This is a genomic window from Nonomuraea cypriaca (genome assembly GCF_015645445.1).
In the GTDB taxonomy this organism is placed as follows: Bacteria; Actinomycetota; Actinomycetes; order Streptosporangiales; family Streptosporangiaceae; genus Nonomuraea; species Nonomuraea cypriaca.
The window spans coordinates 19,320-41,494 of sequence record NZ_JADOGI010000085.1 but is presented as its reverse complement, the minus strand read 5'-3'; the positions used below and the strand labels follow the sequence as shown (position 1 = coordinate 41,494).

Here is a 22,175-nt window from a genome sequence, read left to right as displayed (position 1 = left end):
GGGGTGGTGCGTGCGGGCGCCGGGCTCTCGGCGGGCGGGACGGTGGCGGGCCCGGCGACGTCCTCCAGGCCCCCGGTGGGCGGTGCCGGAGGGCTCGGTGTGGCCTGGACGGCCGTAGGGCGGCGGCTGAGTCCCGCGGCCAGCGGTGGGAGCGCGTTGGTGCCGGGAGTGGGGTCCAGCGTCGTACGGATGCCTGGAAGGCCGATCAGCACGCCCGCGAGCGCGAGGTTGAGCAGCCCGATGAGGACGACCACGACCTTGACGGCCCGCGCCCTGCGGCTCCCGGTGAGATCCCCGCTCACGACCGCCCTTCCCGGCCGGTGGCCATGCGTTGTCTCCTTCGTGATGTCCGGCGCAACGGGATTGATCTAGGCATGGATGCCTCGCACAGTCAAGTCGGAGAAGTCGTTGACGGAGCTGACCTTCGTCCATGACCATCGGAAAGGCCGCTCGACAGGAAGGACCGCCGATGCCGCGCTTACCGTTGTGGTGCGCCCTCATAGCCGTTGCCCTGAGCCTCGTGACAGCCCCGCCGGCCGCCGCCGGCGCCCAGACGCAGACGTTCAGGAATCCGGTGAATCCCAGCGCCGACCCCAGCCTGATGTTCCACGACGGCCACTACTACGTGGCCACCACGCGCGGCGATCGGATCGGCATCTGGAAGTCGCCCAGCCTCGCCACCCTGATGGCCGCTCCCGAGCAGGTCGTCTGGCGTGACGGCAACACCAGCCGCAACACCCAGATGTGGGCGCCGGCCTTCCGCCACGTCGGATCGCGCTGGTACATCTACTACACCGCCTCCGACGGAGTCGACGCCAACCACCGCATGTACGTCCTGGAGTCCGCGGGCGACGACCCGATGGGCCCGTACGCGTTCAAGGCCAAGATCGCCGACTTCGGCGAGTACGCCATCGACGGCGAGCCGATCACCCACAACGGGCAGTCGTACTTCGTGTGGGCCGGTCCCGGCCGCGGCATGGGCGGGCCCGCGCAGCTCTACATCGCCCGCATGAGCAACCCCTGGACGGTGACCGGCGGCCGGGTGGCCATCCCGGCCGACGGCGGCTGCGCCGAGGTGCGCGAGGGCCCGACCCCGCTCTACCGCAACGGCCGGACGTTCCTGACGTACTCCACCTGCGACACCGGCAAGCCCGACTACCAGCTCTGGATGAAGAGCATCGCGAACGGCAGGGACCCGATGGTGGCGGCCAACTGGACGCAGCACGCCGGGCCGGTGTTCTCCCGCAACGACGCGACCGGCGTGTGGGGTCCCGGGCACCACTCGTTCTTCCGCTCGCCCGACGGCACGCAGGACTGGATCGCGTACCACGGCAAGAACACCAGCACCTACACCTACGACTTCCGCACCACCCGTGTGCAGAGGTTCACCTGGAACGCCGACGGCACGCCGGGCTTCGGCCGCCCGCTCGCCGCGGGCGCCACCCAGGACCTGCCGTCGGGCGACCCGGGCGCGGCCACGTCGGTGTTCAACGACTTCGACCCGCAGGTCCGGTACACCGGCACCTGGCAGTCCGGCTCCGGCTGCGGCAACCAGTGCTTCTGGAGCAACGACCACTGGAGCGGCCAGGCGGGCGCCACCGCGACGGTCGCCTTCACCGGCACCCGCGTCGCCCTGCTGAGCGTGCGCGACCGGGGCAACGGCATCGCCGCGATCTCCATCGACGGCGGCCCAGAGCAGCGCGTCGACTACTACAGCGGCATCCGGGTCGGCGAGCAGCTCAACTACCTGAGCCCCGTCCTGCCGCCGGGCCCGCACACGCTGCGCGTACGCGTCACCGGCGACAGGAACCCCGCCTCGGGCAGCACCGTGATCAGCATGGATCGGATAGAGGTCTACTGAGGGGCGGGGGCGGGCTCAGAACGGTGAGTCGAGCGGCACCTGCCTGACGTCGGTCAGGTAGGGGTCGAGCTCGCCGAGCTCGAACCGCGCCATGCCGATGACGTGCCAGAACTGCCCGGCGGGCTCGCCCTGGACCTTGTAGCGGCCGTCGGGTGACAGGGCCGCCCAGCCCTCCGGCAGCCCGAGCAGGGTCGCCCGCCGCTCGCCCCCCTCCCAGAGGATCACCACGCCGTCGTCCCCGGCACTGGCCAGCAGGTCGGACGCCGGGCTGAAGGCGACCGACCACACCCGCCGGGCGTGCCCGGTCAGCGTGTGCCGCGACCTGCCGGTCGCGGTGTCCCAGACGCGTACCGTCAGGTCGTCGCCTCCGGTGGCCAGACTGTCGCCGGAGGCGTTGAACGCCACGCTCCACAACCGCCCGTCGTGCTGGAGGGTGCGCGCGAGCCGGGGCCGCCGTGGCTGTCCGGGCGGCACCTCCCACACCATGGCCCTGCCGTCGTTGCCGGCGCTGGCCAGGTGGCGGCCCGTGGGGGAGAAGGCGACCGAGTAGACCCGGTCGGTGTGGCCTTCGAGGGTCGCGACCAGGCCGCCCGAGGTGACGTGCCAGAGGCGTACGAGCTTGTCGTCGCAGGCCGTGGCCACGTGTTCGCCGTCCGGGCTGAACGCGATCGACCTGACCCGCCCGCGGTGGTCCGTCAGGCTGACCGTCATCCGCCCGGTCGGGCGGTACCAGATCCTGACGCTGTCGTCGTCGTTGGCCGTGGCCAGCCTGGTCCCGTCCGGGCTGAACGCCTCCGCCCACACGTGGTCGGTCTCGGCGTTGAGCTCGCGCTCGTAGTCGCCGGTGGTGGCGTTCCAGAAGTGCACGCCGCCGTCGTTGCTGGCGGTGGCGAGCACGGGCCCCGCCGGAGAGAACAAGGCCGAGACCAGCTGGTCTGCCGTGCCGCTGAACTCGCGCAGCCGCCGCCCGGTACGCGGCTCCCACACGCGCACGATGCCGTCGTTGCCGCTGGTCGCCAGCATCGACCCGTCGGCGCTGAACTTGACGGAGGAGATCCGCCGCCCGTGCCCGCGCAGCACCCGCTGGCACTTGCCGGAGCCGGGGTCCCACAGCCGCACGGTGCCGTCGTTGCTGCTGGTGGCGAGCTGCCGGCCGTCGGGACGGAACACGAACGGCCACACCGAGCTGCGATGCCCCGTCAGCTCGATCCGCTGCCCGCCGCTCACCCGCTGCAGGCGGACCACGCCGGCCGCGTCGCCCGAGGCCAATGTCTCGCCGTCGGGGCTGAACGTCACCTGGTAGACGACCGCCGCGTGCGTGGCGTGCACGCCACGCACCTCGCCGTCCGAGCCCCACAGGCGTACGCCGCCCGCCGTGTCGCCGCTCGCCAGCAGCGCGCCGTCGGGGGAGAACGCCAGGCAGTAGATGCCGCCCGTGTGCCCGGTCAGCGTGTGCCGCGCCGTCCACGTGGCGGTGTCCCACAACCTGACGGTGCCGGCCTCGTCGCCGGTGGCCAGCAGGCGGCCGTCCGGGCTGTGCAGCGTGCGGTAGACCTTGCCGCGATGGCCGTCGAGAGAGTGCCGCGGCTGCCCGGACTCCAGGTCCCAGACGCGTACCTGGCCTGCCGCGTCGCCCGTCACCAGCACCGCGTGGCCGTACGACATCGTGTAGATCGGCGAGTGGTGGCCGCTCAGCTCGTGCGCGAGGCGCCCGGTGGCCGTCTCCCACACGCGTACGACGCCGTCACCGCCCCCGGCCGCCACCAGGTCGCCCCCGGGGCTGAGGCGCAGCGGCCAGACGCCGTCGGGGTGCCCCGTCAGCGTGCGCAGCCGCTCGCCGGTGAGGGGGTCCCATAGCACCACCGTGCCGTCGCTCGCGCCGGTGGCCAGCAGGTCGCCCGCGAACGTGACGGCGTACACGCGGCCACGGTGCCCCTGCAGGGTGCGCACGGGCGCGCCCCCGACGCACAGCAGCACGCCGCCGTCCTCGTTGCCCACGGCGATGGTGGCGCCGTCGGGGCTGTAGGCGATCGGCTCGGGCAGGCGGCTGGTCTGGAAGTGATAGCCGTACGGCACTCCGATGCCGGCCGGCGCGAACCCCACCTCCACCGGCTGCCCGGGCACCACCGCCGCGCCGTGGAGGTGGGGCAGCGTGCCGGTCACGTTGATGAGCGAGGCCCGGCGCCAGCGGGCGCCCTCGGCCGTCACATCGCTCAGGTCCACCCGCGTCAGCCGCGCGCCGGACAGGTCGGCTCCGGTCAGGTCGGCCCCCGTCAGCACCGCGCCGTCCAGCCGCGCTCCCACCAGCCTGGCGTCGCGCAGGACGGCCCTGGACAGGTTCGTGCCCGCCAGCGTCGCCTCGGACAGGTCGGCGCCGGTCAGATCGACCTCGCGCAGGTCCCTGGCCGACAGGTCCTCGCCCTTGAGATTCGCGCCGCGCAGGTCGGCGCGGGCCGGCGTGCGCAGCCGGGCCGCGATCTTGACGGCGTTCGCCCCGGCGACGTCGCCGGCCGGCGGATCGGCCACCCACGCGCGTAGCGCCCGTACGTCGGCGAGGTCGCACAGGAACTCCACGATCAGCGCCGACAGCGGTCGCCGTGACAGCAGGACAGGATCGTCCAGCGTGGCGGCGAGATGCCGGGCGATGAGCCATTCCATCACCGACGCGTGGATGAACCCGAACATGCCCTCCTCGGTCCGCACCAGCAGGGAGGCCGAGCCCATCGTGTAGGCGGCGTGGGCGGGCGACAGCTGCCCGCCGGCCAGGTCTGTCAGCGTCTCGCCGAGCTCGGTCAGCTCCCGCACGCCCAGCAGCGACTCCCCGGTGTCCCACAGCCGCAGCGCCAGCGCGGTCACCACCCGCCACAGCTCCTCGGTGGTCAGCGCCGCGGGGGAGCCTGGCACCCTGGCCCGCCGCTCCTCGAAGGCCAGCCACGAGCTGAGGATCTCCTCGTACAGCAGGGCGGGGCTGATCGTGTGGCGGGCGCCCGCCACCGTACGCAGCCGGTCGGCGTCGAGGTCGGCGATGAAGCTCAGCATGCGCGGGTTCTGCGCGAGCGCGAGCAGGTCGGTGATCTCGCCCATCAGCGACATGCGGGCGCCGGCCTCGCCGCCGTCGTCGAACCTGTTGGCCAGGTAGGAGCGGATCTGGTCGGGCGTGAAGTCCTCCACGCTGAACACCCGGCGCTGCGGCAGCACCCCGACCATCTCGCCGAGCGAGGTCAGCACCTGGTTGTGCGACTTGAAGTGCTGGGTGCGGCTGGCCACCACGATCTTCGCCTTGTCCTCGGCCGCCGCCAGCAGCGTGGCCAGGTGGTCGGCCGCCCGCTCGTAGGTCAGCCGGGTCACCAGCTCGTCGAACCCGTCGAACAGCAGCACGATCCGGCCCTGCCTCAGCAGGTAGCGGAAGGCCTTGAGGTCGATGAACTCCTCGCCGTGGCCGGCCAGGTGGGCCGCCACGAGGGCGTCGACCGAGTGCGCCTTGTCGAGGGCGCGCAGCTCGATCAGGATCGGCGTCAGGTGCGGCAGCTCGGCCGGGATCCGTCTGGCCAGCTCGCGCAGGGCGAAGGTCTTGCCGTGGCCGAAGTCGCCGAGCAGCAGCAGGAACCGGCCGTGGTCGGCGGCCAGCAGGCGCATCAGCTCGTCGGTCAGCCCGTGCCTGACCTGGCTGCCTGGGCGGTCCATCTCGCGGTAGCGCTGGGGGACGTACAGGCTGGGCGGGTAGCGGTGGTCGGTGGTCAGCCTGGCGGTCTGCTCCGCGACGTAGCCGGTCAGGTCGAGCAGGCCCTGGAACTCGGTGAAGCTGCGCAGCCGCACGCCCTTGCGCATCAGCTCGTCGCGGAGCGCGCGCGGGGCAGGCGGCCCCTGGTAGACCAGCTCGGCGGCCAGGTCGGCGGCGTGCGCCTGGCGGGCGAAGCCGTCGGCGGCCTCCTCGGTCAGCGGGCCGACGTACGCGCCGATCATCGTCTGGCGGACGAACCCGTCCTCGGGGTGGGTGATCACGAGGTGCGAGGCGAACCTGCGGACCTTGGTCCGCTCGTGCCGCGCCTCGCACACCTCGGTGATCCGGTCGAGCAGCAGCTCGACCGGGCTCGGGGCGCGCTCGTCCGGCTCGGCCTCGGTCAGCGGGGCGGCCGGGCTCTCACCGGTGAAGGTGGCCCGCACGGCCCGCCAGCGGTACGGGACCCGCTCAGGATCGCCCGCGTCTGGCAGCCATGTGCGCGTCCCGTCCGGCGTGATCTCGACCACCTGGTGCCGGCCGGACCGCGGCGCGGCGATCCGGCCCTCGGTCCTCTCGTCCTGGCCGCCGTGGAAGAGCAGGTCGAGCCGGTGGGCCAGCAGCCGGTCGAACGCCGGCGCGTCCCGCAGCGCGCCCGGCGGATGCCCCATCGCGCCCAGCCGCAACCACGCGCTCTCCTCGTACGGCCGCAGGCGCTCGGCGAACCAGGCCGCCTGCGACTCCCCGAGCAGCGCGTACGCGTCCCGCTCCAGGTGACTCATCGCCATCGTCGAGTTGAGCCCCGCCACGACCACCCTGAGATCGGGCACCTCGAACAGCGTCCACGGCTGCCCGCCGTCGAACACCCGGTCGTCCAGCCCCTGGTACACCTCGCCGAACAGCGTGGCGAAATGCCGCCACTTGGGCCAGTAGGGCGCTTGCGGGCTCACGTCGTCGGCCTCGCACGTCATGAAGTAGGCGCTCGCGGCGGCCTTGGTGACGTCGCGCGGGCCCGGCAGCAGCACCAGCCGGTGCGGCTCCAGCCCGATCAGCAGCCGCAGGTCGGTCACGAAACGCGTCGCCTGCCCGAACTGCCGCAGGCTGCCGGACTCCGTCAGGTCGCCGCTCACGACCATGAGGTCGGGGCGGGGCATGCCGCGGTCGTACATGGCGGTCAGATCCGCCCAGATCCGCGCCTGCATGTCCTCGGGCGTGAACGGGTCGCCGGGGTCGGGCAGCGCCCTGCCGAACCTGGGGCCGCCGATGTGCAGCACGCTGATCGACTCGCGTTTCTGGTCGGCGCTCACCGTGGGCGGGAACCTCGGCGCCGTCACCGGCGCCCGGCGCGTCCTGGCCCGCTCGCCCGGCGGCGGCAGCGTCGGCGCGGCCGCGGGCACGCCGGCGCCGTACGGGAACGCGGGCGCCGCCGCCGGCTTGGCCCGGCCCGTCATCGCCTCCCCGACCCGGCCGAGCAGCAGAGCCCTGGCCTGGCCCGAGTCGGTGACGCCCAGCAGGTCGACCCAGGTGATCGTGGACAGCAGGCCCTCCAGCCGGACGTCCTCCAGTCTGATCGTGACGAGCTTCCTCGAGGGGTTGTCGGGGTCGGCCCGCAGCGCCGCCTGCCACTCCATCCGTCCGTAACGCGAGGTCAGGTAGTTGTGCGAGAGCACCGCCACGACCAACTGCGCCTCGCTCACGCCGCGGTCCATGAAGTCGATGAAATTGGTGCCCGGCACGAAGTCCCACGCCTGGATCATGGTCTTGTACCCCGCCGCCTCGAGCTCCCAGGCGATCCAGGTGGCCCATGCCGTGTCGGCCGGGGAGTAGCTGACGAAAATCTCAGTCGGCCTGCCGTCGCGTGACATCCCCCCAGTATCCCGCGAGAACCCTCACCGTCTCGAGGGAGAAACGATCCGAACCCACCTCGCGTAGCAAGGATTTTTGCGAGGGAGCGCCGTCGTCTGGAGGAGTGGAGGGAGCGCAGCGAGCGGAGCGGGGGAAGGCGGCGGCATCGGGCGGACGAGCCCGCCTCGCGAAGCGAGGCCATGAACACTGTGCGATCATCGGTCGGGTGTGGCGGCGATTTGGTGCGCTCGATCGGATCAGGATCGGGCTGCTCGTTCTCGGCATAGGGTTCGTGCCGACAGGGTTGCTGCCCTGGGACGCGGCGCTCGAGAGCCTGGACGAGATAGGGCCGCTGCTGGTCTTCCTGGTCGCGATCATCGTGCTGGCCGAGCTCACCAAGGAGGCCCAGGTCTTCGACACGATCGCGGCGAGGATGGCGGTCCTGGGGCGTGGCAACTATGTCGCCCTTTTCTTCCTCTGCACAGCCTTTGCGTCATTTATTACGATATTTCTGAATTTGGATACGACGGCGGTCCTGCTCACCCCCGTCATGCTCGCACTCGCCCCCAAGGCCCGCATCGCCGCCCTGCCCCTGGCCATGACCACGATCTGGCTGGCCAACACGGCGAGCCTGCTGCTGCCCGTCTCCAACCTCACCAACCTCCTGGGCATGAACAAGATCGGCCTGGACGCCCAGGAGTTCGCGGCCCGCATGTGGGCGCCCCAGCTCGCCTCGATCGCGATGACGATGGTGTTCCTGTGGGTGTTCTACTGGCGCCGCGGCGAGCGGCGCGACCTGCGCTACACGCCGCCGGTGGTGGAGCCGGTGACCGACCGCGTGCTGTTCACCGCCGCGTCGGCAGGCTGCCTGCTGTTCATCGCCCTGCTGCTGCTCAAGGCCCACGTCGCCGTCGCCGCCACGGCCGCCGCCGCGATCGTCGCCGGCGCCTTCCTGGTACGCGCCCGCGAGCGGCTCACGTGGCGCCTGATCCCGTGGCAGCTCGTGATCTTCGTGACCGGCCTGTTCCTGGTGGTGCCCACGCTCAGCAGGCACGGCCTGTCCGACCTGATGACCTGGATGATCGGCGCGGAGGGCGACCCCTACCGTACGGCCGCCGTCGGGGCGGGGCTGTCCAACCTGATCAACAACCTGCCCGCCTACAAGGCCGTGGAGACGGTCATCCCGGCCGTCGACCAGGACCACCTGCTGGCCCTGCTGGCCGGCACGAACGTGGGCCCGGTCATCACCCCGTGGGCGTCGCTGGCCACGCTGCTGTGGTTCGAGTCGTGCCGCCGCCACGACGTCAAGGTGCCGATGCGCCGTTTCCTGCTCACCGGCGCGGGCCTGGCCGTGGCCGGGGTGCTGGTGACGGTGTGGGCGCTGGTCGAGTTCCGCTGAACGGGCCGCTCATGCGGCGGCCAGCGTGTAGGCGCCGGCGACCGTCTCCAGGGCCCAGCGCATCCGCCGCACGTACGTCTCGGGGTGGTCGCCGGCCTCCTGCGCCACGTACGCCGCGCACCCGGCCGGGTCGCCGCCGCACGCGCACAGCCGCTCGTCCACGGCCTGGCGGATCTGGAACGGGGACAGCCGGTCGGACGGCTGCAGAGCGGTCGCGAAGAGCACCTGCGCCAGTTCGGTCGTGGTCATCATGTCGGGCTCCTCTCGGCGTGTGCCGTTCTCCGGCACCCTCTGAATAGACGTCGAACGGCGGCGGAACTCATCGACAAAGGACACACGAAATCTGTGGACTTTTCCTCAAAGGCCGACCACGGAGAGGAGCCCGGCGATGGCCCGCGGGTGCGCGGCGACGAAGCTGCGGTCCTCGGCCGGGCCGTCGAAGCACTCCTCGAACGGCCCGCCGTCCAGCGCCCGGATCTCGATGCCCGCCTCCCTGGCGAGCAGCGCCCCGGCCGGCAGGTCCACCGCCTCGGCCCGGTAGCCGACGATGCCGTCGATGTCGCCGCGCGCCAGCATCGCCCACGACAGCAGCGGCGCCCACAGTTGCAGCACCCGCCGCGCGTTGAGCTCGAGCGCCGTCTTCAGCGCGCGTGTGGTCGGGTCGTTCCTGGCCACGCCGTAGCCCTGGGTCCAGGCCAGGAGAGGCCCGTACGGACTCGGCAGGTAAGGGGGCGCCAGGCGCGCCCCGGAGGAGCCGGTCGCGCCCCGCCCGCGGATCGCCGACCACGTCTGAGCGGCGACCGGATCGTGCACCACGCCCAGCACCGGACGGCCGCCCCGGCACAGTGCCACGCCCACCACGTAGGCGGGCAGGCCGATCGCCACGTTGTTGGTGCCGTCGAGCGGGTCGACCAGCCACGTCCACTCGCCGTCCGCGCCCCCGACCAGCCCCGACTCCTCGGCGATGACCGAGTGCGACGGGTACGCCGTCAGGATCCGCTCGAGCAGCAGCTTCTCCGAGGCCAGATCGAGATCGGTGACCACGTCGCCGGCGTCGCCCTTGGTCCTGATGCCGACCACCCCCCGGGTGCCGTCGCGCAGCAGCGCCCCGGCGGCCTCGGCGGCTTCCACGGCGACCGTGCGAGCGTGGTCCAGGTCCACCATCGGATTCCCCTCAGGTCAGGTGCGCGGTGATCAGGCGTACGGCCAGCGCCGTCTCGCGGGCGTCCAGCGGCTGCCTGGACACGTGGTGCGGGCCCGCGGCCAGCGGGCCGAGCGACAGGTCGCGGCTGCCTGGCCGGCCGCGGCCGAGCGCGATCGTGGCCGCCTCGCCGCCCTCGGGGACGACGCTGGTGTGGAAGCGGCCGGCCGGCAGCGTGTAGGTGTCGCCGGGACCGAACAGCTCCACCAGGCCCGTGTCGTGCCGCACGGTCCGCGGCGTGGGTGCGATGCGGTCGCCGTCGGGCGCGCTGACCACCTCGAACACCCGGTGTGTGGCGTCCGCGCCCGCGTCGGTGACCACCGCGTGCACGTTGCGCATCTGGCCGTAGAGCACGTGGCTGACCAGGTCCCAGCTGTGGCAGTGGATCTGTGAGGTGGTGCTCTCGGCGTGCGCGAGCGAGTCGGACCACATGTGGACGCATACCCCCTCGCCGCCGTCGCGCTCCAGCGGCAGGCAGATGAACCCCAGCGGATGGCGCACCGCCGCCACCTCCGTGGTCAGCGCCTCCAGGGCCCACAGTCTGGCCTGGCCCTGGAGTATCCGCTGGTGGACGCCGTGATGGCTCATGTGCTCACGTTCGGTCTCGTAAAGCGGGCAGCCGGCTCACCGTACGGATCCACGGCACGCAGCGCCTTCCTGGCGACGTCGACGACGTCCTTGCCGTTGTACGTCTTGGGCAGCGGGAGACCCACGCGTTCGAACAGCTCCTGCACCTCCTCGAGGGTGGGCTCGTCGCTGAGCGGCACCTTCTTGTACATCTCCAGCGGCACCCGCCGCGCCTGCTCGAAGCTGAGCCGCAGCTCGGTGTCGCAGTTCTCGTAGTAGAACGTGCCGGCCAGCGCGGTCATCGCCTTGTTCGGGTCCTCGACGGTCATGATCAGGCGGGTGGCCGACAGGTCCCAGCGGAACGTCGTCATCGTCGAGGACAGGCCCACCCCGATGTCGAGCAGGCCGTAGCGCTGGCGGTGCCAGAAGGCGGCCAGGACGGTCGCGTACGACTCCTTCCTGACCCGATCGGCCGTCCACGTCTCGCCGGTCGCGTCAGGGGCGTCGGCGAGTGAGCGGCGGTAGTGCGCGTAGGTCTCGCAGACGTCGGTGTCGGTGGGGTCGATGACCTCGACCCTGACCGTGAGGTGGCGTTTGTCCCTGCGGGCCGCGGCCACGCACTCCGGCAGGGTGACGGCGCGCAGGTAGGTGCCCGTGCCGCCCTTGAAGCTCCAGCGGGTGGTGTCCTTGCGCGCCTCGGCGTGGCACTGGGCGATCTCCTGCCTGCTGCCGAGGACCCTGACGAGCTGCAGCGAGTCGAGCGCCCTGCGGGTGCCGTGGACGAGGGTCTCGATCTCCTCCAGGCGGGCCAGGCGCACGGGCAGCTCGGCCAGCGCGCCCGAGGTGATCGTCTCCTCGACGGGGGCCTGCCGGACGCGGTCGCGCAGCAGCGCCGTGGCCACCAGCGCCATGATGACCAGCGTGGCGGCGTTGACGAGCTGGTCCTGCGTCTCGTCAGGCACGACCGTGTCCGGCATGACGCCCAGCACGCCGATCACGACCGCGAGCAGCAGGGCGATGGCGCCGTCCGCGTTCTGCCCCGCCCATGGGAGGAGCCGCTTCAGCGCCGCCGTGAACCGTGCCATCGCTCGCCCCGCAGTCCGACGATCAGTCAGTTCCCGAGGTCATGGTAACGACCGCGCCATGCGACTGCCAGCATGCGGAAAGGAGCGATCTCCTAACGGCGGCCGGCCGGCGACCGCCGCGCCTCCGGCTGCTGGCGCGGCGCGGTCGCCGGGGTACGCGCATCTAGAACCAGCCGCGGTGGCGGGCCATCTTCTCCAGGCCGCGCTGCATGGCCTGCTCGGCCGTGTTCGGCGGGTCGTCGTAGCGGATGGTGAACCGGTTGTACGCGTCGTGGCTGGAGGTCAGGAAGCCGCCCCGCTTGTCGGCCTCCAGGATGACGTCCATCTGCCGCGGCCCCGCGATGAACGTCAGCTCCAGCTCGGTGAAGTAGCGCCGCCACTGGCCGCCCGCGTAGTACTCGATCTCCTGGAAGAACGGCATCGTCGAGCCGTACAGCGTGCCGCGTTCGAGGTCGGCCTTCTTGAACCGGAAGCCGAGCCGGTCGAGCGCGCCGATGACCTGCTCCTGGGCGGGCAGCGGGCTGACGAACAGCGGGTCGAGGTCGCCCTTGTCGAGCGCGCCCGCCAGCGCCAGCTCCGTCTGCACCCCCAGCTTCATGCCGTGCAGCGGATGCCCCGCGATCGCGCTGATCGGCGTCTCCCACGGAATCGTGACCTCGAAGGGATGCTGGTGCTGCGCGCCCGCGGCGAGCTGGAACGTCCCCGCGACCTGCTGGCGCAGGAAGCTGTACGACCTCTTGTACTCGTTGTCGCCCTGCTCGACCTCCACCACCGCGGTCAGGTCGATGTGGATGCCCTCGACCTTGTAGTCGGAGCCGCCGCCACGGAAATGGACGACGCCGCGAAGCGGCTCGCCGGGGCGCACGCCCGTGTTGGTCAGCACCGTGTCTACCTCGACGCCCGCGCCGAACGCGGCCATCAGTTTGCGGAACACCATGGGGTTCTCCTATGCGGAAGGTGTGTGGCCGTTCACTTGGCCGGTACCAGTGCCCGAGATGCGGGGGAGCAGCTGGGCCAGGAGGAGGGTGGAGAGCGCGGAGTCCGACTGCCCCTGCTGGGTGCGTACGACCAGGGGCTGGGGCGCGTTCTCCGCCAGTTTGGCGCCCACGTCGAGGCGCCTGCGGGCCAGCTCGTACTGCAGCACGGCCCGGTTGTCCCGGTACGAGTCGGCCAGCCGGCGCAGTGCCTTGGCCTCGTTCTCGGCGGAGGTCAGGTCGGCCCGGCCGCGCGCCTCGATCTCCCACGTGACCCGCTGGGCCTCGGTCTCCTGCTCCTCCAGCATGCGCGCCACGTTCTTGCGCGCCGTGTTGTGGGCGGCCTTGACCTCGACCACGCGGGCGTCGCGGGTCTTCTTGGAGCGCTCGATCTCCATCAGCAGGGTGTCGATGCGGCGCTTTCGGGTCAGCTCCCACTCGCGCTCGTAGGCCGAGAGCTCCTTGGCCACCTTCTCGCGGGTGGCCAGATGCTGCTGGTACTGGTCGGGCAGCTGGACGTCGGGGATGTTGGCGCCCGTGACGCGCACGCCGTACCTGCCGAGCTGGCGGTTCAGCGCGTCCTGCATGTCGCCGACGTCGGAGCCGCGCAGGTCGTACGCGCGCTCGGTGTTGACCCTGCGGCTGCGCTGCCTGATCGCGTCCTGCACCGCGCTGGAGAGCACCAGGTCGAAGTTGCCCGCGCCGATCGTGCGGACGAACGCGACGGGGTCCACGATGCGGAACTTCAGGAAGAACTCGATCGACTTCAGCGGCACGTTCTCCGCGGTCGGGCAGGCCACGATGGGCGCCGAGTACGGGATCTCGGTGGAGGTGTCCACGACCGCGTCCACCCGGTCCCACGGCAGCCAGAGGTAGTGGCGGCCGGGCGGCAGCGTGCCGGTGATGGCGCCCCAGCGGCTGCGTACGCCGGTGGTGCCCTCCTCGATCTCGATGATGGCCTTGCGCCACATCGTGACCATCGCCACGACCAGGAAGAACAGCGCCAGCAGCGCGGCGATCAGGGTGAGGTCGGTCAGCACGGCCATGCCGGCGAAGTAGAGCGCCAGGAGCACCAGCGCCATCCACGCGAAGCCGCGCCGGTCCTTGGGGATGACGACGGGCACGAGTTGCCCCTGCTCGCCGCCGCGCAGCAGTTGCCGGATGTCGCCCCAGGAGGCGAGGGATTCCTTGATCTTCGAAAACTCGCGGCTCATCTCAGGCCTCGCCTTCTCCGTGGTGCCTGCCGCTGGGGAGCAGCCGTTCGACCGTTCGCTCCAGGACCGGGTCGGGCGCCGGCGCCTCCTGGGGCTCGGTCACGTTGGCGACGGCCTTCTCGACCAAGGCGGAGATCTCGGCCCCCCGGGCTTCCACCCGCGCGCCGATCTCGTCGAGCCTGGAGCGGATCGCGGCCATGTCCTCCGGGGAGAACAGCACGGCGTCCTTGCCGCCGACGAGCTGCTTGGCCAGGGCCAGGAAGTCGATGTCGGTCTGCTCGCCCACCTGCACCACCTGCGGCAGCCTGGTGGCGACCGACTCCAGCTTGGCCAGCAGATCCTGCTGGAAGCGGTAGTCGAGGATCTCGGGCGCCTCGGCGGCCGACAGCGCCCTGATGTCCAGCGCCTGCGCCTCCAGGAGCGCGGCGTTGGCGTTGGCCGTGGACTCGGCCTCGACCAGGCGCTGCCTGGCCTGTGCCGTGGCCTGGTGGGTGGCGCGTTCGAGCGCGGTGTCCATGCGGGCCTGGTAGCCGGCGATCTCAGCCTGGATGGCGCTCAGCGTCTCCTGCAGCCCGGCCAGTTCCTTGACCAGGTCGCCTTCGTTCTGCTCCTTGCGGAGTTGGAGCTCGTACTCGTAGGTGTAGGCCTCCTTGGCGACGCGGACCATCTCGGGGGCCGCCAGGTCCATGCGGTACTCCTGGCTGGACGGCTCGGCGTGCGTGATGTTCACGTCGGTGAGCCGTACGGCGGGCAGAAACTGCTGGTTGAGGTTCTCCAGCATGCCGAGCGTGCTCTCGCCCACCAGGTCGTAGATGTCCTCGGCCCGCTGGGCGTAGATGAGGGAGCGGGTGACCTCGCTGATGGCGTTCTGGAGCTTGGACTGGAAGCCGCTGACCGAGCCGAGCACGAAGATGAACTCCGCCGGGTTCTCGATCCTGAACTGCAGGAACAGGTCCACGCTTGCCTTGACGCCCTGCTGCGTCGGCGCCTCGCTGATGGGCGCGTTGAACGGGTACTCGCGGGTGGTGTTGACGATGTAGCTGACCCGCTTCCACGGGTTGAACAGCGTCACCCGGCCCGGCTCCGCGATGTGCACCAGCTTGCCGAACTTCGTGATGAGCGCCTTGCAGCCCTCGGGCACCATCACCACGCTGCGCCGCCACCACAGGAACGCGGCGGCCAGGACCAGCACCACCCAGTAGTGCGGCCCGAAGATCAGGTCGGTGTTCGGGATGACGTTGCCGAGCGCGCCGATCAGGCCGAGCACCACCAGGATGCCCAGGGGCACGATCACCTTCGCCGTGCTCCCCTTGGGGATCACCACGGGTGAGATGACGTGCATGCCGTTCTCGGCGAAGCTGCGGTTGACGATCTCGCCGGCCTCGTTCAGCGACGCGGTCCTGGCCTCGATCTGGGTGCCGATGGACACGCCGCCGTCGCGGGCCGCCGCGAAGTCGTGCGGGTTGAGTGCGAAGCCCTTCCCCTGGCCGGCCAGCTGACCTGCCTGGTCGGCGACCTGTCCCATGGCCTGGCCCACTGCCTGCCGCACATCACCCCCTCGGGCGACTGCTTGGGCTACGCCCTGACCGGCCTGGATCAGTGCCTCTCTGGGTCGTGACATTGAACCTTCCTTTTCCGCTACAGGCGAATCCGACCGTATCGGGTGAGACTTACTATTCGCTTGCAAAGCCCCGTCACACATCTATTGCGATCTGTAGTAGATGTGCTATTGATGTAGTAGTCCTACTACTTGGAGGGTTGATGGGAGCGGTGAAAGAGCTCGCGGGCGGTGTCGACCTGGGCAAGAGCGCCGCCGTGATCGAGGTGAGCGGCCTGCGGATGGCGTACGGACAGCACGAGGTCTTACGGGGCGTCGAATTCTCGGTGGCCGCCGGCGAGGTGATCGCCCTGCTCGGGCCGAACGGCGCGGGCAAGACGACGACGATCGAGATCCTGGAGGGCTTCCGGGTGCCCTCTGGCGGCATCGCCCGGGTGCTGGACACCGTTCCCGCCCGCGGGGACGAGCGCTGGCGGGCCAGGCTGGGCGTGGTGCTGCAGTCCTGGCGCGACCACGGGCGCTGGAAGGTGCACCAGCTGCTGGACCACCTGGGCCGCTACTACGAGCCGTACGCGAACCCCGCCAGGCGGCCCTTCGACACCGCCGAGCTGATCGAGGCCGTCGGGCTCGCCCAGCACGCCGGCCGGCGGATCAACCGGCTGTCCGGCGGCCAGCGGCGCCGGCTCGACGTCGCGATCGGCATCGTCGGCCGGCCCGAGGTGCTCTTCCTCGACGAGCCGACGGCCGGGTTCGACCCGCAGGCCAGGCGCGACTTCCACGACCTCGTGCACCGTCTGTCCGACCTGGACGACACCACCATCCTGCTCACCACGCACGACCTGGACGAGGCTGAGAAGCTGGCCGACCGGATCCTCATCCTGGCCGGCGGCAGGATCGTCGCCGACGGCAGCGCCGACCGCCTGTCCCGCGAGTCCTCCCGCGACGCGCAGGTGCGCTGGAGCCGTGACGGCGAGCACTTCGTGCACGCCACCCAGGACGCGACCGGCTTCGTCCGCGGGCTGTTCGAGCAGCACGGGGACGAGATCGGCGACCTGGAGGTACGCCGGGCCACGCTGGAGGACACGTACATGGCGATCGTGAAGAGGGAGGAAGCGTGAACCCCACGCTGCACGCCGCCCGGCTGGGGCTGTCCCGCGGCTGGGTCGAGTTCAAGCACCAGCTCACCAGCCCGCAGGACACCGGCTTCGCCGTGGTCAGCACCATCGCCTTCGTCGTGGTGCTGTACTTCCAGCGCGACGCGAAGGTGCCGGGCACCGACGTGTCGCTGGCGGCGGCCACGCTGCCGGGCATGCTGGGCCTGATGATCCCGCTCAACGGGCTGATCGGCGCGGTGGGAGCGCTGTCCGTCGAGCGGGAGGACGGCACCCTGCTCAGGGCCAAGGCACTGCCGCAGGGCATGGTCGGCTACCTCGTCGGCCGGGTGGTCTCGCTCTCGCTCTCCACCGTGGTCAGCCTGGTGGTGATGATCGTCGCCGGGCTGTTCTTCGTGCCCGGCCTGACGGGGATCGGGCCCGGCGGATGGCTCGCCGTCGTCTGGATCACGGCGCTGGGGCTGCTGGCCTCGCTCCCGCTGGGCGCGGTCATCGGCGCCGTCGCGGGTTCCCCGCAGGCGGCGGCCGGGTTGTCCATGCTCGCGGTCGGCGGGCTCACCGCCGTCTCCGGGATCTTCTACCCGATCTCCGCGCTCGCGGGCTGGCTACAGGCCCTGGCGCACGTCTTCCCGCTGTACTGGCTCGGGCTCGGCATGCGTTCCGCACTGCTGCCCGACGCCGCTGCCGCCGCCGAGATCGGCGGATCCTGGCGGCCGGTGGAGACGACGCTCGTGCTGCTCGCCTGGGCCGTGGCCGGACTGCTGCTGGCGCCCCCGATCCTGCGCAGGATGGCCAGGCGCGAGTCGGGCTCGCTCGTGGAGGAGCGCAGGCAGCGGGCACTGCAGCGGATCGGCTGAGAAGATACGCGGTGATGAGCGAGACCGTCCACAACCGCATCGCGCTGCTGCGCGCAGAGCGGAACGTGACCCGCAGGCAGCTGGCCGACGCGCTGGGGGTGCACTATCAGACCATCGGTTACCTGGAACGCGGGGAGTACAGCCCGTCGCTCTACCTGGCGCTGCGGATCGCCGACTACTTCGAGGTGCCGGTCGAGGTGGTCTTCTCCACCACGCCCTTCCCGCGCATCGGCGAGCGGTCCGCCTGAGGTCGCAGGGACCGGTGGGGTGTTCCAGCAGGAGGGCTTGACGGTTTATGTCAGTCGCTCCGCCTACAGTGGGCATCATGCGACCGGTCACAGATTTGCAGCGGAAGGTGGCGCCGTTCGAGGTCGTCACCGAGATGACTCCGTCCGGCGACCAGCCGACGGCCATCGCCGAGCTGGAGCGCCGCGTCAAGGCCGGGGAGAGGGACAACGTCCTGCTGGGCGCCACCGGCACCGGCAAGACGGCCTCGATCGCCTGGCTGATCGAGCGGCTGCAGCGGCCCGCGCTGATCATGCAGCCCAACAAGACGCTCGCCGCGCAGTTCGCCAACGAGCTGCGGGAGATGCTGCCGAACAACGCGGTGGAATACTTCGTCTCCTATTACGACTACTACCAGCCTGAGGCGTACGTCCCGCAGAGTGACACGTACATCGAGAAGGACTCCTCGATCAACGACGAGGTCGAGCGGCTGCGCCACTCGGCCACCAACTCGCTGCTCACCCGCCGCGACACCATCGTGGTCGCCTCCGTGTCCTGCATCTACGGCCTGGGCACGCCGCAGGAATACGTCGACCGCATGGCCAGGCTCCGCGTCGGCATGGACGTCGACCGGGACCAGCTGCTCCGGCGCCTGGTCGACATGCAGTACACGCGCAACGACCTGGCCTTCACCCGCGGCACCTTCCGGGTGCGCGGCGACACGATCGAGATCATCCCGAAGTACGAAGAGCTGGCCGTGCGCATCGAGATGTTCGGCGACGAGATCGAGAAGCTCTCGACCATGCACCCGCTGACCGGCGAGGTCATCACCGAGGACGAGGAGCTCTACATCTTCCCGGCCTCCCACTACGTCGCGGGCGAGCAGCGCATGGCCGCCGCCGTGACCGGCATCGAGGCGGAGCTGGCCGACCGGCTGGCGGAGCTGGAGCGCCAGGGCAAGCTGCTGGAGGCCCAGCGGTTGCGGATGCGTACGACGTACGACATCGAGATGATGCGGCAGATCGGCACCTGCTCGGGCATCGAAAACTACTCGCGCCACATGGACGGCCGCGAGGCGGGCAGCGCACCCAACACGCTGCTCGACTACTTCCCCGAAGACTTCCTGCTGGTGCTCGACGAGTCCCACCAGACGGTGCCGCAGATCGGCGCCATGTACGAAGGCGACGCCTCCCGCAAGCGCACGCTGGTCGAGCACGGGTTCCGGCTGCCGTCGGCGCTCGACAACCGGCCGCTGAAGTGGGAGGAGTTCCTGGAGCGGATCGGGCAGACCGTCTACCTGTCCGCCACGCCCGGCCCCTACGAGCTGGGGCGGGTCAAGGGCGAGGTCGTGGAGCAGGTCATCCGCCCGACCGGCCTGGTCGACCCGGAGATCGTCGTCAAGCCCACCAAGGGCCAGATCGACGACCTGGTCCACGAGATCCGCGAGCGCGCGGAGCGGGACGAGCGCGTGCTCGTCACGACGCTGACCAAGAAGATGTCGGAAGACCTGACCGACTACCTCCTGGAGCTCGGCATCCGGGTCCGCTACCTGCACAGCGAGGTCGACACGCTGCGGCGCATCGAGCTGCTGCGGGAGCTGCGGACCGGCGAGTTCGACGTGCTCGTCGGCATCAACCTGCTCCGCGAGGGTCTCGACCTGCCCGAGGTGTCCCTGGTGGCCATCCTCGACGCCGACAAGGAGGGCTTCCTCCGCTCGGAGACCTCCCTGATCCAGACCATCGGCCGCGCGGCCCGTAACGTCTCCGGCCAGGTCCACATGTATGCCGACAAGGTCACCCCCTCGATGGAGCGGGCGATCGACGAGACCAACCGGCGCCGGGCCAAGCAGGTCGCTTTCAACGAGGCCAACGGCGTCGATCCCCGTCCTCTGCGCAAGAAGATCGCCGACATCCTGGACTCGTTGCAGCGCGAGGACGCCGACACCGACCGGCTGCTCGGGGGCGGTCGCCAGCAGTCGCGCGGCAAGGCCCCGGTCCCCGGGCTGTCGGCGCGGCAGGCCGGGCAGCACGCCAAGGCCATCGCGGGCGAGATGCCCAGGGCGCAGATGGAGTCGCTGATCGACTCGCTGACGGAGCAGATGCACCAGGCGGCCGCCGATCTGCAGTTCGAGGTGGCGGCCCGGCTGCGCGACGAGATCAAGGAGCTCAAGCGCGAGCTCCGCGACATGCGCGAGGCCGGCGTGCACTAGGCGCCCGCCGCCGACCTGCGGGAATGGTTCGGTTCGGGGTGGGCAGCGACATGGTATGAACAAGACGATCATCGGGGCTCTGGTCGGTACGACGGTGCTCACGGGGGGCTGCGGCACCGTCGAGGGGGGAGTCGAGCGCCTGTCCGTCCAGACCACCCCGACCATCGGCACGCCCACCTCCACCACGCTCACTCCCACCCCGGGCACCCCCACCGGCTCGGCGACCGGCAGCCCTGGCCGGGTGGGCGCGGGCGAGCTGCGCCAGGCCGCCCAGGTGGCGCTGAGCGCGGTGCCGGGCACCACGCTCATCGCGATGGAGACCGAGGAGGGCGGCAGCCTCTGGGAGGTGCACGTCGTCCGCGAGGACGGCACGGAGCACCAGATGGACGTGCGGTCGGGCAAGGTCGTCAGCGGTCCCACGACCGAGGAGGAGGACGCGGTGGAGAAGTCCGTGCACCGTGAACGCGTCAGAGAGGCCAAGCTGAACTACGCGCAGGCGGCGGACAAGATCATGGCCGCCGTGCCCGAAGGGCGCATCACCGAGCTCAACCTCGACACCGAGCGGGGCCGGACCGTCTGGGAGTCCGACATCGTCACCCCCAACGGGGCCAGACACGAGGTGGCCATCGACGCCGCCACCGGCGACGTCACCCGCAACAGCGCCACCACCAGCTGACCCAGCCCACGGCGCCACCGGTCATCCCCAACGGCATGGCCACCGGCTGACCGTGTTCAGGACGTCAGGTGGTCTCCCGCGACGGCGCTGTCCCGGTCCACCGCAGGGTCGGTCCACCGAGGGGTCCCGTCACGGCGGCTGAAGAGCCTCGGCTGCTGCCGGGGAGCCCGTGACGTCGTCAGCGTGGTCAACCGGTGGCTTCTGCGGGTGGTCAGGGCAGGAGCGTGGTGAGGGTGCGGGCGAAGGCTTCCGGGTTGTCGAGCATGATGTTGTGGCCGGACTCCGGGATGCCTAGAACCTGGACGCCCGCCGCGCGCAGCCCGTCGGCCCCCGCCGGCGCGGCACCCTCCGGATACAGGTACGCGCGGGGGATCGGGAGCGCCGCCAAGAGGTCGCGCATCGGCGGCGTGGTGCCCTCGGCCAGGCTGACCGCCGTGCGGTGGAGGCCGCGCAGGTCCGCCAGGCGCATCGTGGACCACCAGTTGGGCCCCACCCGGTCGCGTACGTCCTTCCAGCCGTGCGAGACGAAGGACTCCTCCGTGTAGCTCGCGATTCCGCTGCCGCCCGGCTGGACGGGCGCCGGGGGATAGGGGTCGAGGTTGGCGTCCACGAGGATCAGGTTGGAGACCAGCTCGCCGTGCCGCGCGGCGAGGACCGTCGCGACCGAGCCGCCCATGCTGTGCGCGATGACCGCCGTGCCCTCGACCCCCGCCTTGCGCAGGGCCTCGGCCAGCGCGTCGGCGTGCGCTTCGAGCGTGTAGGTGAAGTCGCGCGGGCGGTCGCTGATGCCGAACCCGAGCAGGTCGATCAGCAGTGAACGGCGTCGCGGCAGCAGCGGGTGCGTGGCGACCCCGGCGTAGTAAGGGGCTGAGGTGGCACCGAGGCCGTGAACGTAGACGCGGGCCGGGTCCGCGCCCGGCAGCTCCACCCAGCGCATCCGCGCGCCGCTGGGGTGGACGATGGCATCGTGCATGTCGCCCTCCTCGTGTATCGGGATCAATATATATCGGAACCGAGGTATGCTGTCATCATGTTGGAGCTTGCCATACTCGGGTTCCTCAGGGATCAGCCCTTACACGGCTACGACCTGCGTAAGCGGGTGGCGGCCTTGATGGGCCACGTGCGTCCGGTGGCCGACGGCACGCTCTACCCGGCGATCAAGCGGATGGCAGTGGCGGGCTGGCTGCTCAGGAAGGACGAGCCGGGAGCGGCCGCCGCGCCCCGGCGCATGCTCTACCTGACCGCCGAAGGGCGAGAGGAGCTGGAGCGGCGGCTGCGGGAGCCCGACGAGCTCGACATCAGCGACGAGAACCGATGGTTCGTGCTGCTCGCCTTCCTCCGGCATCTGGGTGCGGGGCGGGAGCAGGCGACCGTGTTGCGCAGGCGGCTGGCGTTCCTGGAGGAGCCGACCAGCTTCTTCTACGAGGGAGATCGGCCGATGGGGGCCGAGGAGTTCGGGGATCCGTTCAGGAAGGGCCTGCTGACCATCGCGCATGCCACCAGCCAGGCGGAGCTGGCATGGCTCCGCGCCACCATCGAAGCCCTCGAGACCTCTACCGGCCCCTGATCGAGGGACGAAGGCGAGTTGAGCGACATATTGCACTACTCAACCAGCCCGCTTGAGCTTGCCCCGCTACCCCTCCACCTTGGCGGCCGACTCGCCTCGCCCCAACG

The 22,175-nt window shown here is 70.9% G+C and carries 18 protein-coding genes; 8 read left to right on the top strand and 10 right to left on the bottom strand.

Annotated features, from left to right (window positions below):
• On the bottom strand, positions 1-302 hold a 302-nt coding region (locus tag ITP53_RS26510; protein WP_407941304.1), incomplete at its 3' end, for a hypothetical protein.
• 218 nt (positions 303-520) lie between these two features.
• Between ITP53_RS26510 and ITP53_RS26505 the strand changes: the two genes are divergently transcribed.
• Positions 521-1,861: a glycoside hydrolase family 43 protein gene (locus ITP53_RS26505; protein WP_328815816.1), complete on the top strand. Its 1,341-nt coding sequence runs from the start codon at positions 521-523 to the stop codon at positions 1,859-1,861.
• 15 nt (positions 1,862-1,876) lie between these two features.
• Here the strand turns inward: ITP53_RS26505 and ITP53_RS26500 are convergent, their stop codons facing one another.
• Positions 1,877-7,444 carry a WD40 domain-containing protein gene (locus tag ITP53_RS26500; RefSeq protein WP_195898157.1) on the bottom strand — a complete coding sequence of 1,856 codons (5,568 nt, stop codon included), beginning with the start codon at positions 7,442-7,444 and terminating at the stop codon, positions 1,877-1,879.
• 206 nt (positions 7,445-7,650) lie between these two features.
• On the opposite strand from ITP53_RS26500, the gene ITP53_RS26495 reads away from it, so the two are divergent.
• Positions 7,651-8,823 (top strand): ArsB/NhaD family transporter, encoded by a 1,173-nt coding sequence (locus ITP53_RS26495; protein ID WP_328815813.1) that lies wholly within the window; start codon positions 7,651-7,653, stop codon positions 8,821-8,823.
• Between the two features lie 9 nt (positions 8,824-8,832).
• Here the strand turns inward: ITP53_RS26495 and ITP53_RS26490 are convergent, their stop codons facing one another.
• The 7 genes from ITP53_RS26490 to ITP53_RS26460 form a co-directional block, all read right to left on the bottom strand.
• Positions 8,833-9,075 carry a hypothetical protein gene (locus tag ITP53_RS26490; protein WP_195898156.1) on the bottom strand — a complete coding sequence of 81 codons (243 nt, stop codon included), beginning with the start codon at positions 9,073-9,075 and terminating at the stop codon, positions 8,833-8,835.
• A 105-nt stretch (positions 9,076-9,180) separates the two neighbouring features.
• Positions 9,181-9,987, bottom strand: coding sequence for an inositol monophosphatase family protein (locus ITP53_RS26485; protein ID WP_195898155.1), 807 nt, complete (start codon positions 9,985-9,987; stop codon positions 9,181-9,183).
• 10 nt (positions 9,988-9,997) lie between these two features.
• Positions 9,998-10,612, bottom strand: a complete 615-nt coding sequence (locus ITP53_RS26480) for a hypothetical protein (RefSeq protein ID WP_195898154.1) — start codon at positions 10,610-10,612, stop codon at positions 9,998-10,000.
• A complete protein-coding gene (locus tag ITP53_RS26475) occupies positions 10,609-11,676 on the bottom strand; it encodes a hypothetical protein (protein WP_236051199.1) in 1,068 nt (355 codons plus the stop codon). Before ITP53_RS26475 ends, ITP53_RS26480 begins: the two co-directional genes overlap by 4 nt.
• 163 nt (positions 11,677-11,839) lie before the next feature.
• Positions 11,840-12,613 (bottom strand): sporulation protein, encoded by a 774-nt coding sequence (locus tag ITP53_RS26470; protein WP_195898153.1) that lies wholly within the window; start codon positions 12,611-12,613, stop codon positions 11,840-11,842.
• Positions 12,614-12,622: 9 nt separating this feature from the next.
• Positions 12,623-13,864, bottom strand: coding sequence for an SPFH domain-containing protein (locus tag ITP53_RS26465; protein WP_195898152.1), 1,242 nt, complete (start codon positions 13,862-13,864; stop codon positions 12,623-12,625).
• Position 13,865: 1 nt separating this feature from the next.
• Positions 13,866-15,485, bottom strand: a complete 1,620-nt coding sequence (locus ITP53_RS26460; protein ID WP_195898151.1) for an SPFH domain-containing protein — start codon at positions 15,483-15,485, stop codon at positions 13,866-13,868.
• Between the two features lie 140 nt (positions 15,486-15,625).
• Here ITP53_RS26460 and ITP53_RS26455 point away from each other — a divergent pair, with 140 nt between their 5' ends.
• From ITP53_RS26455 to ITP53_RS26435, 5 genes are all read left to right on the top strand, one after another.
• On the top strand, positions 15,626-16,540 hold the full coding sequence (locus tag ITP53_RS26455) for an ABC transporter ATP-binding protein (RefSeq protein ID WP_195898150.1): 915 nt from the start codon (positions 15,626-15,628) through the stop codon (positions 16,538-16,540).
• Positions 16,537-17,391, top strand: a complete 855-nt coding sequence (locus ITP53_RS26450; protein ID WP_195898149.1) for an ABC transporter permease — start codon at positions 16,537-16,539, stop codon at positions 17,389-17,391. Before ITP53_RS26455 ends, ITP53_RS26450 begins: the two co-directional genes overlap by 4 nt.
• A 14-nt stretch (positions 17,392-17,405) precedes the next feature.
• Positions 17,406-17,639: a helix-turn-helix transcriptional regulator gene (locus ITP53_RS26445; protein WP_195898148.1), complete on the top strand. Its 234-nt coding sequence runs from the start codon at positions 17,406-17,408 to the stop codon at positions 17,637-17,639.
• Between the two features lie 77 nt (positions 17,640-17,716).
• A complete protein-coding gene (gene uvrB / locus ITP53_RS26440) occupies positions 17,717-19,825 on the top strand; it encodes an excinuclease ABC subunit UvrB (RefSeq protein WP_195898147.1) in 2,109 nt (702 codons plus the stop codon).
• 55 nt (positions 19,826-19,880) lie between these two features.
• The gene (locus tag ITP53_RS26435) at positions 19,881-20,501 is read left to right on the top strand and encodes a PepSY domain-containing protein (RefSeq protein WP_195898146.1); all 621 of its coding nucleotides are present in this window, start codon (positions 19,881-19,883) and stop codon (positions 20,499-20,501) included.
• A 211-nt stretch (positions 20,502-20,712) separates the two neighbouring features.
• On the opposite strand, the gene ITP53_RS26430 is transcribed toward ITP53_RS26435, so the two are convergent.
• Complete coding sequence (locus ITP53_RS26430) at positions 20,713-21,474, bottom strand: alpha/beta fold hydrolase (RefSeq protein WP_195898145.1); 762 nt, start codon at positions 21,472-21,474, stop codon at positions 20,713-20,715.
• 57 nt (positions 21,475-21,531) lie between these two features.
• Here ITP53_RS26430 and ITP53_RS26425 point away from each other — a divergent pair, with 57 nt between their 5' ends.
• Positions 21,532-22,068: a PadR family transcriptional regulator gene (locus ITP53_RS26425; RefSeq protein WP_195898144.1), complete on the top strand. Its 537-nt coding sequence runs from the start codon at positions 21,532-21,534 to the stop codon at positions 22,066-22,068.
• Positions 22,069-22,175: the final 107 nt, after the last annotated feature.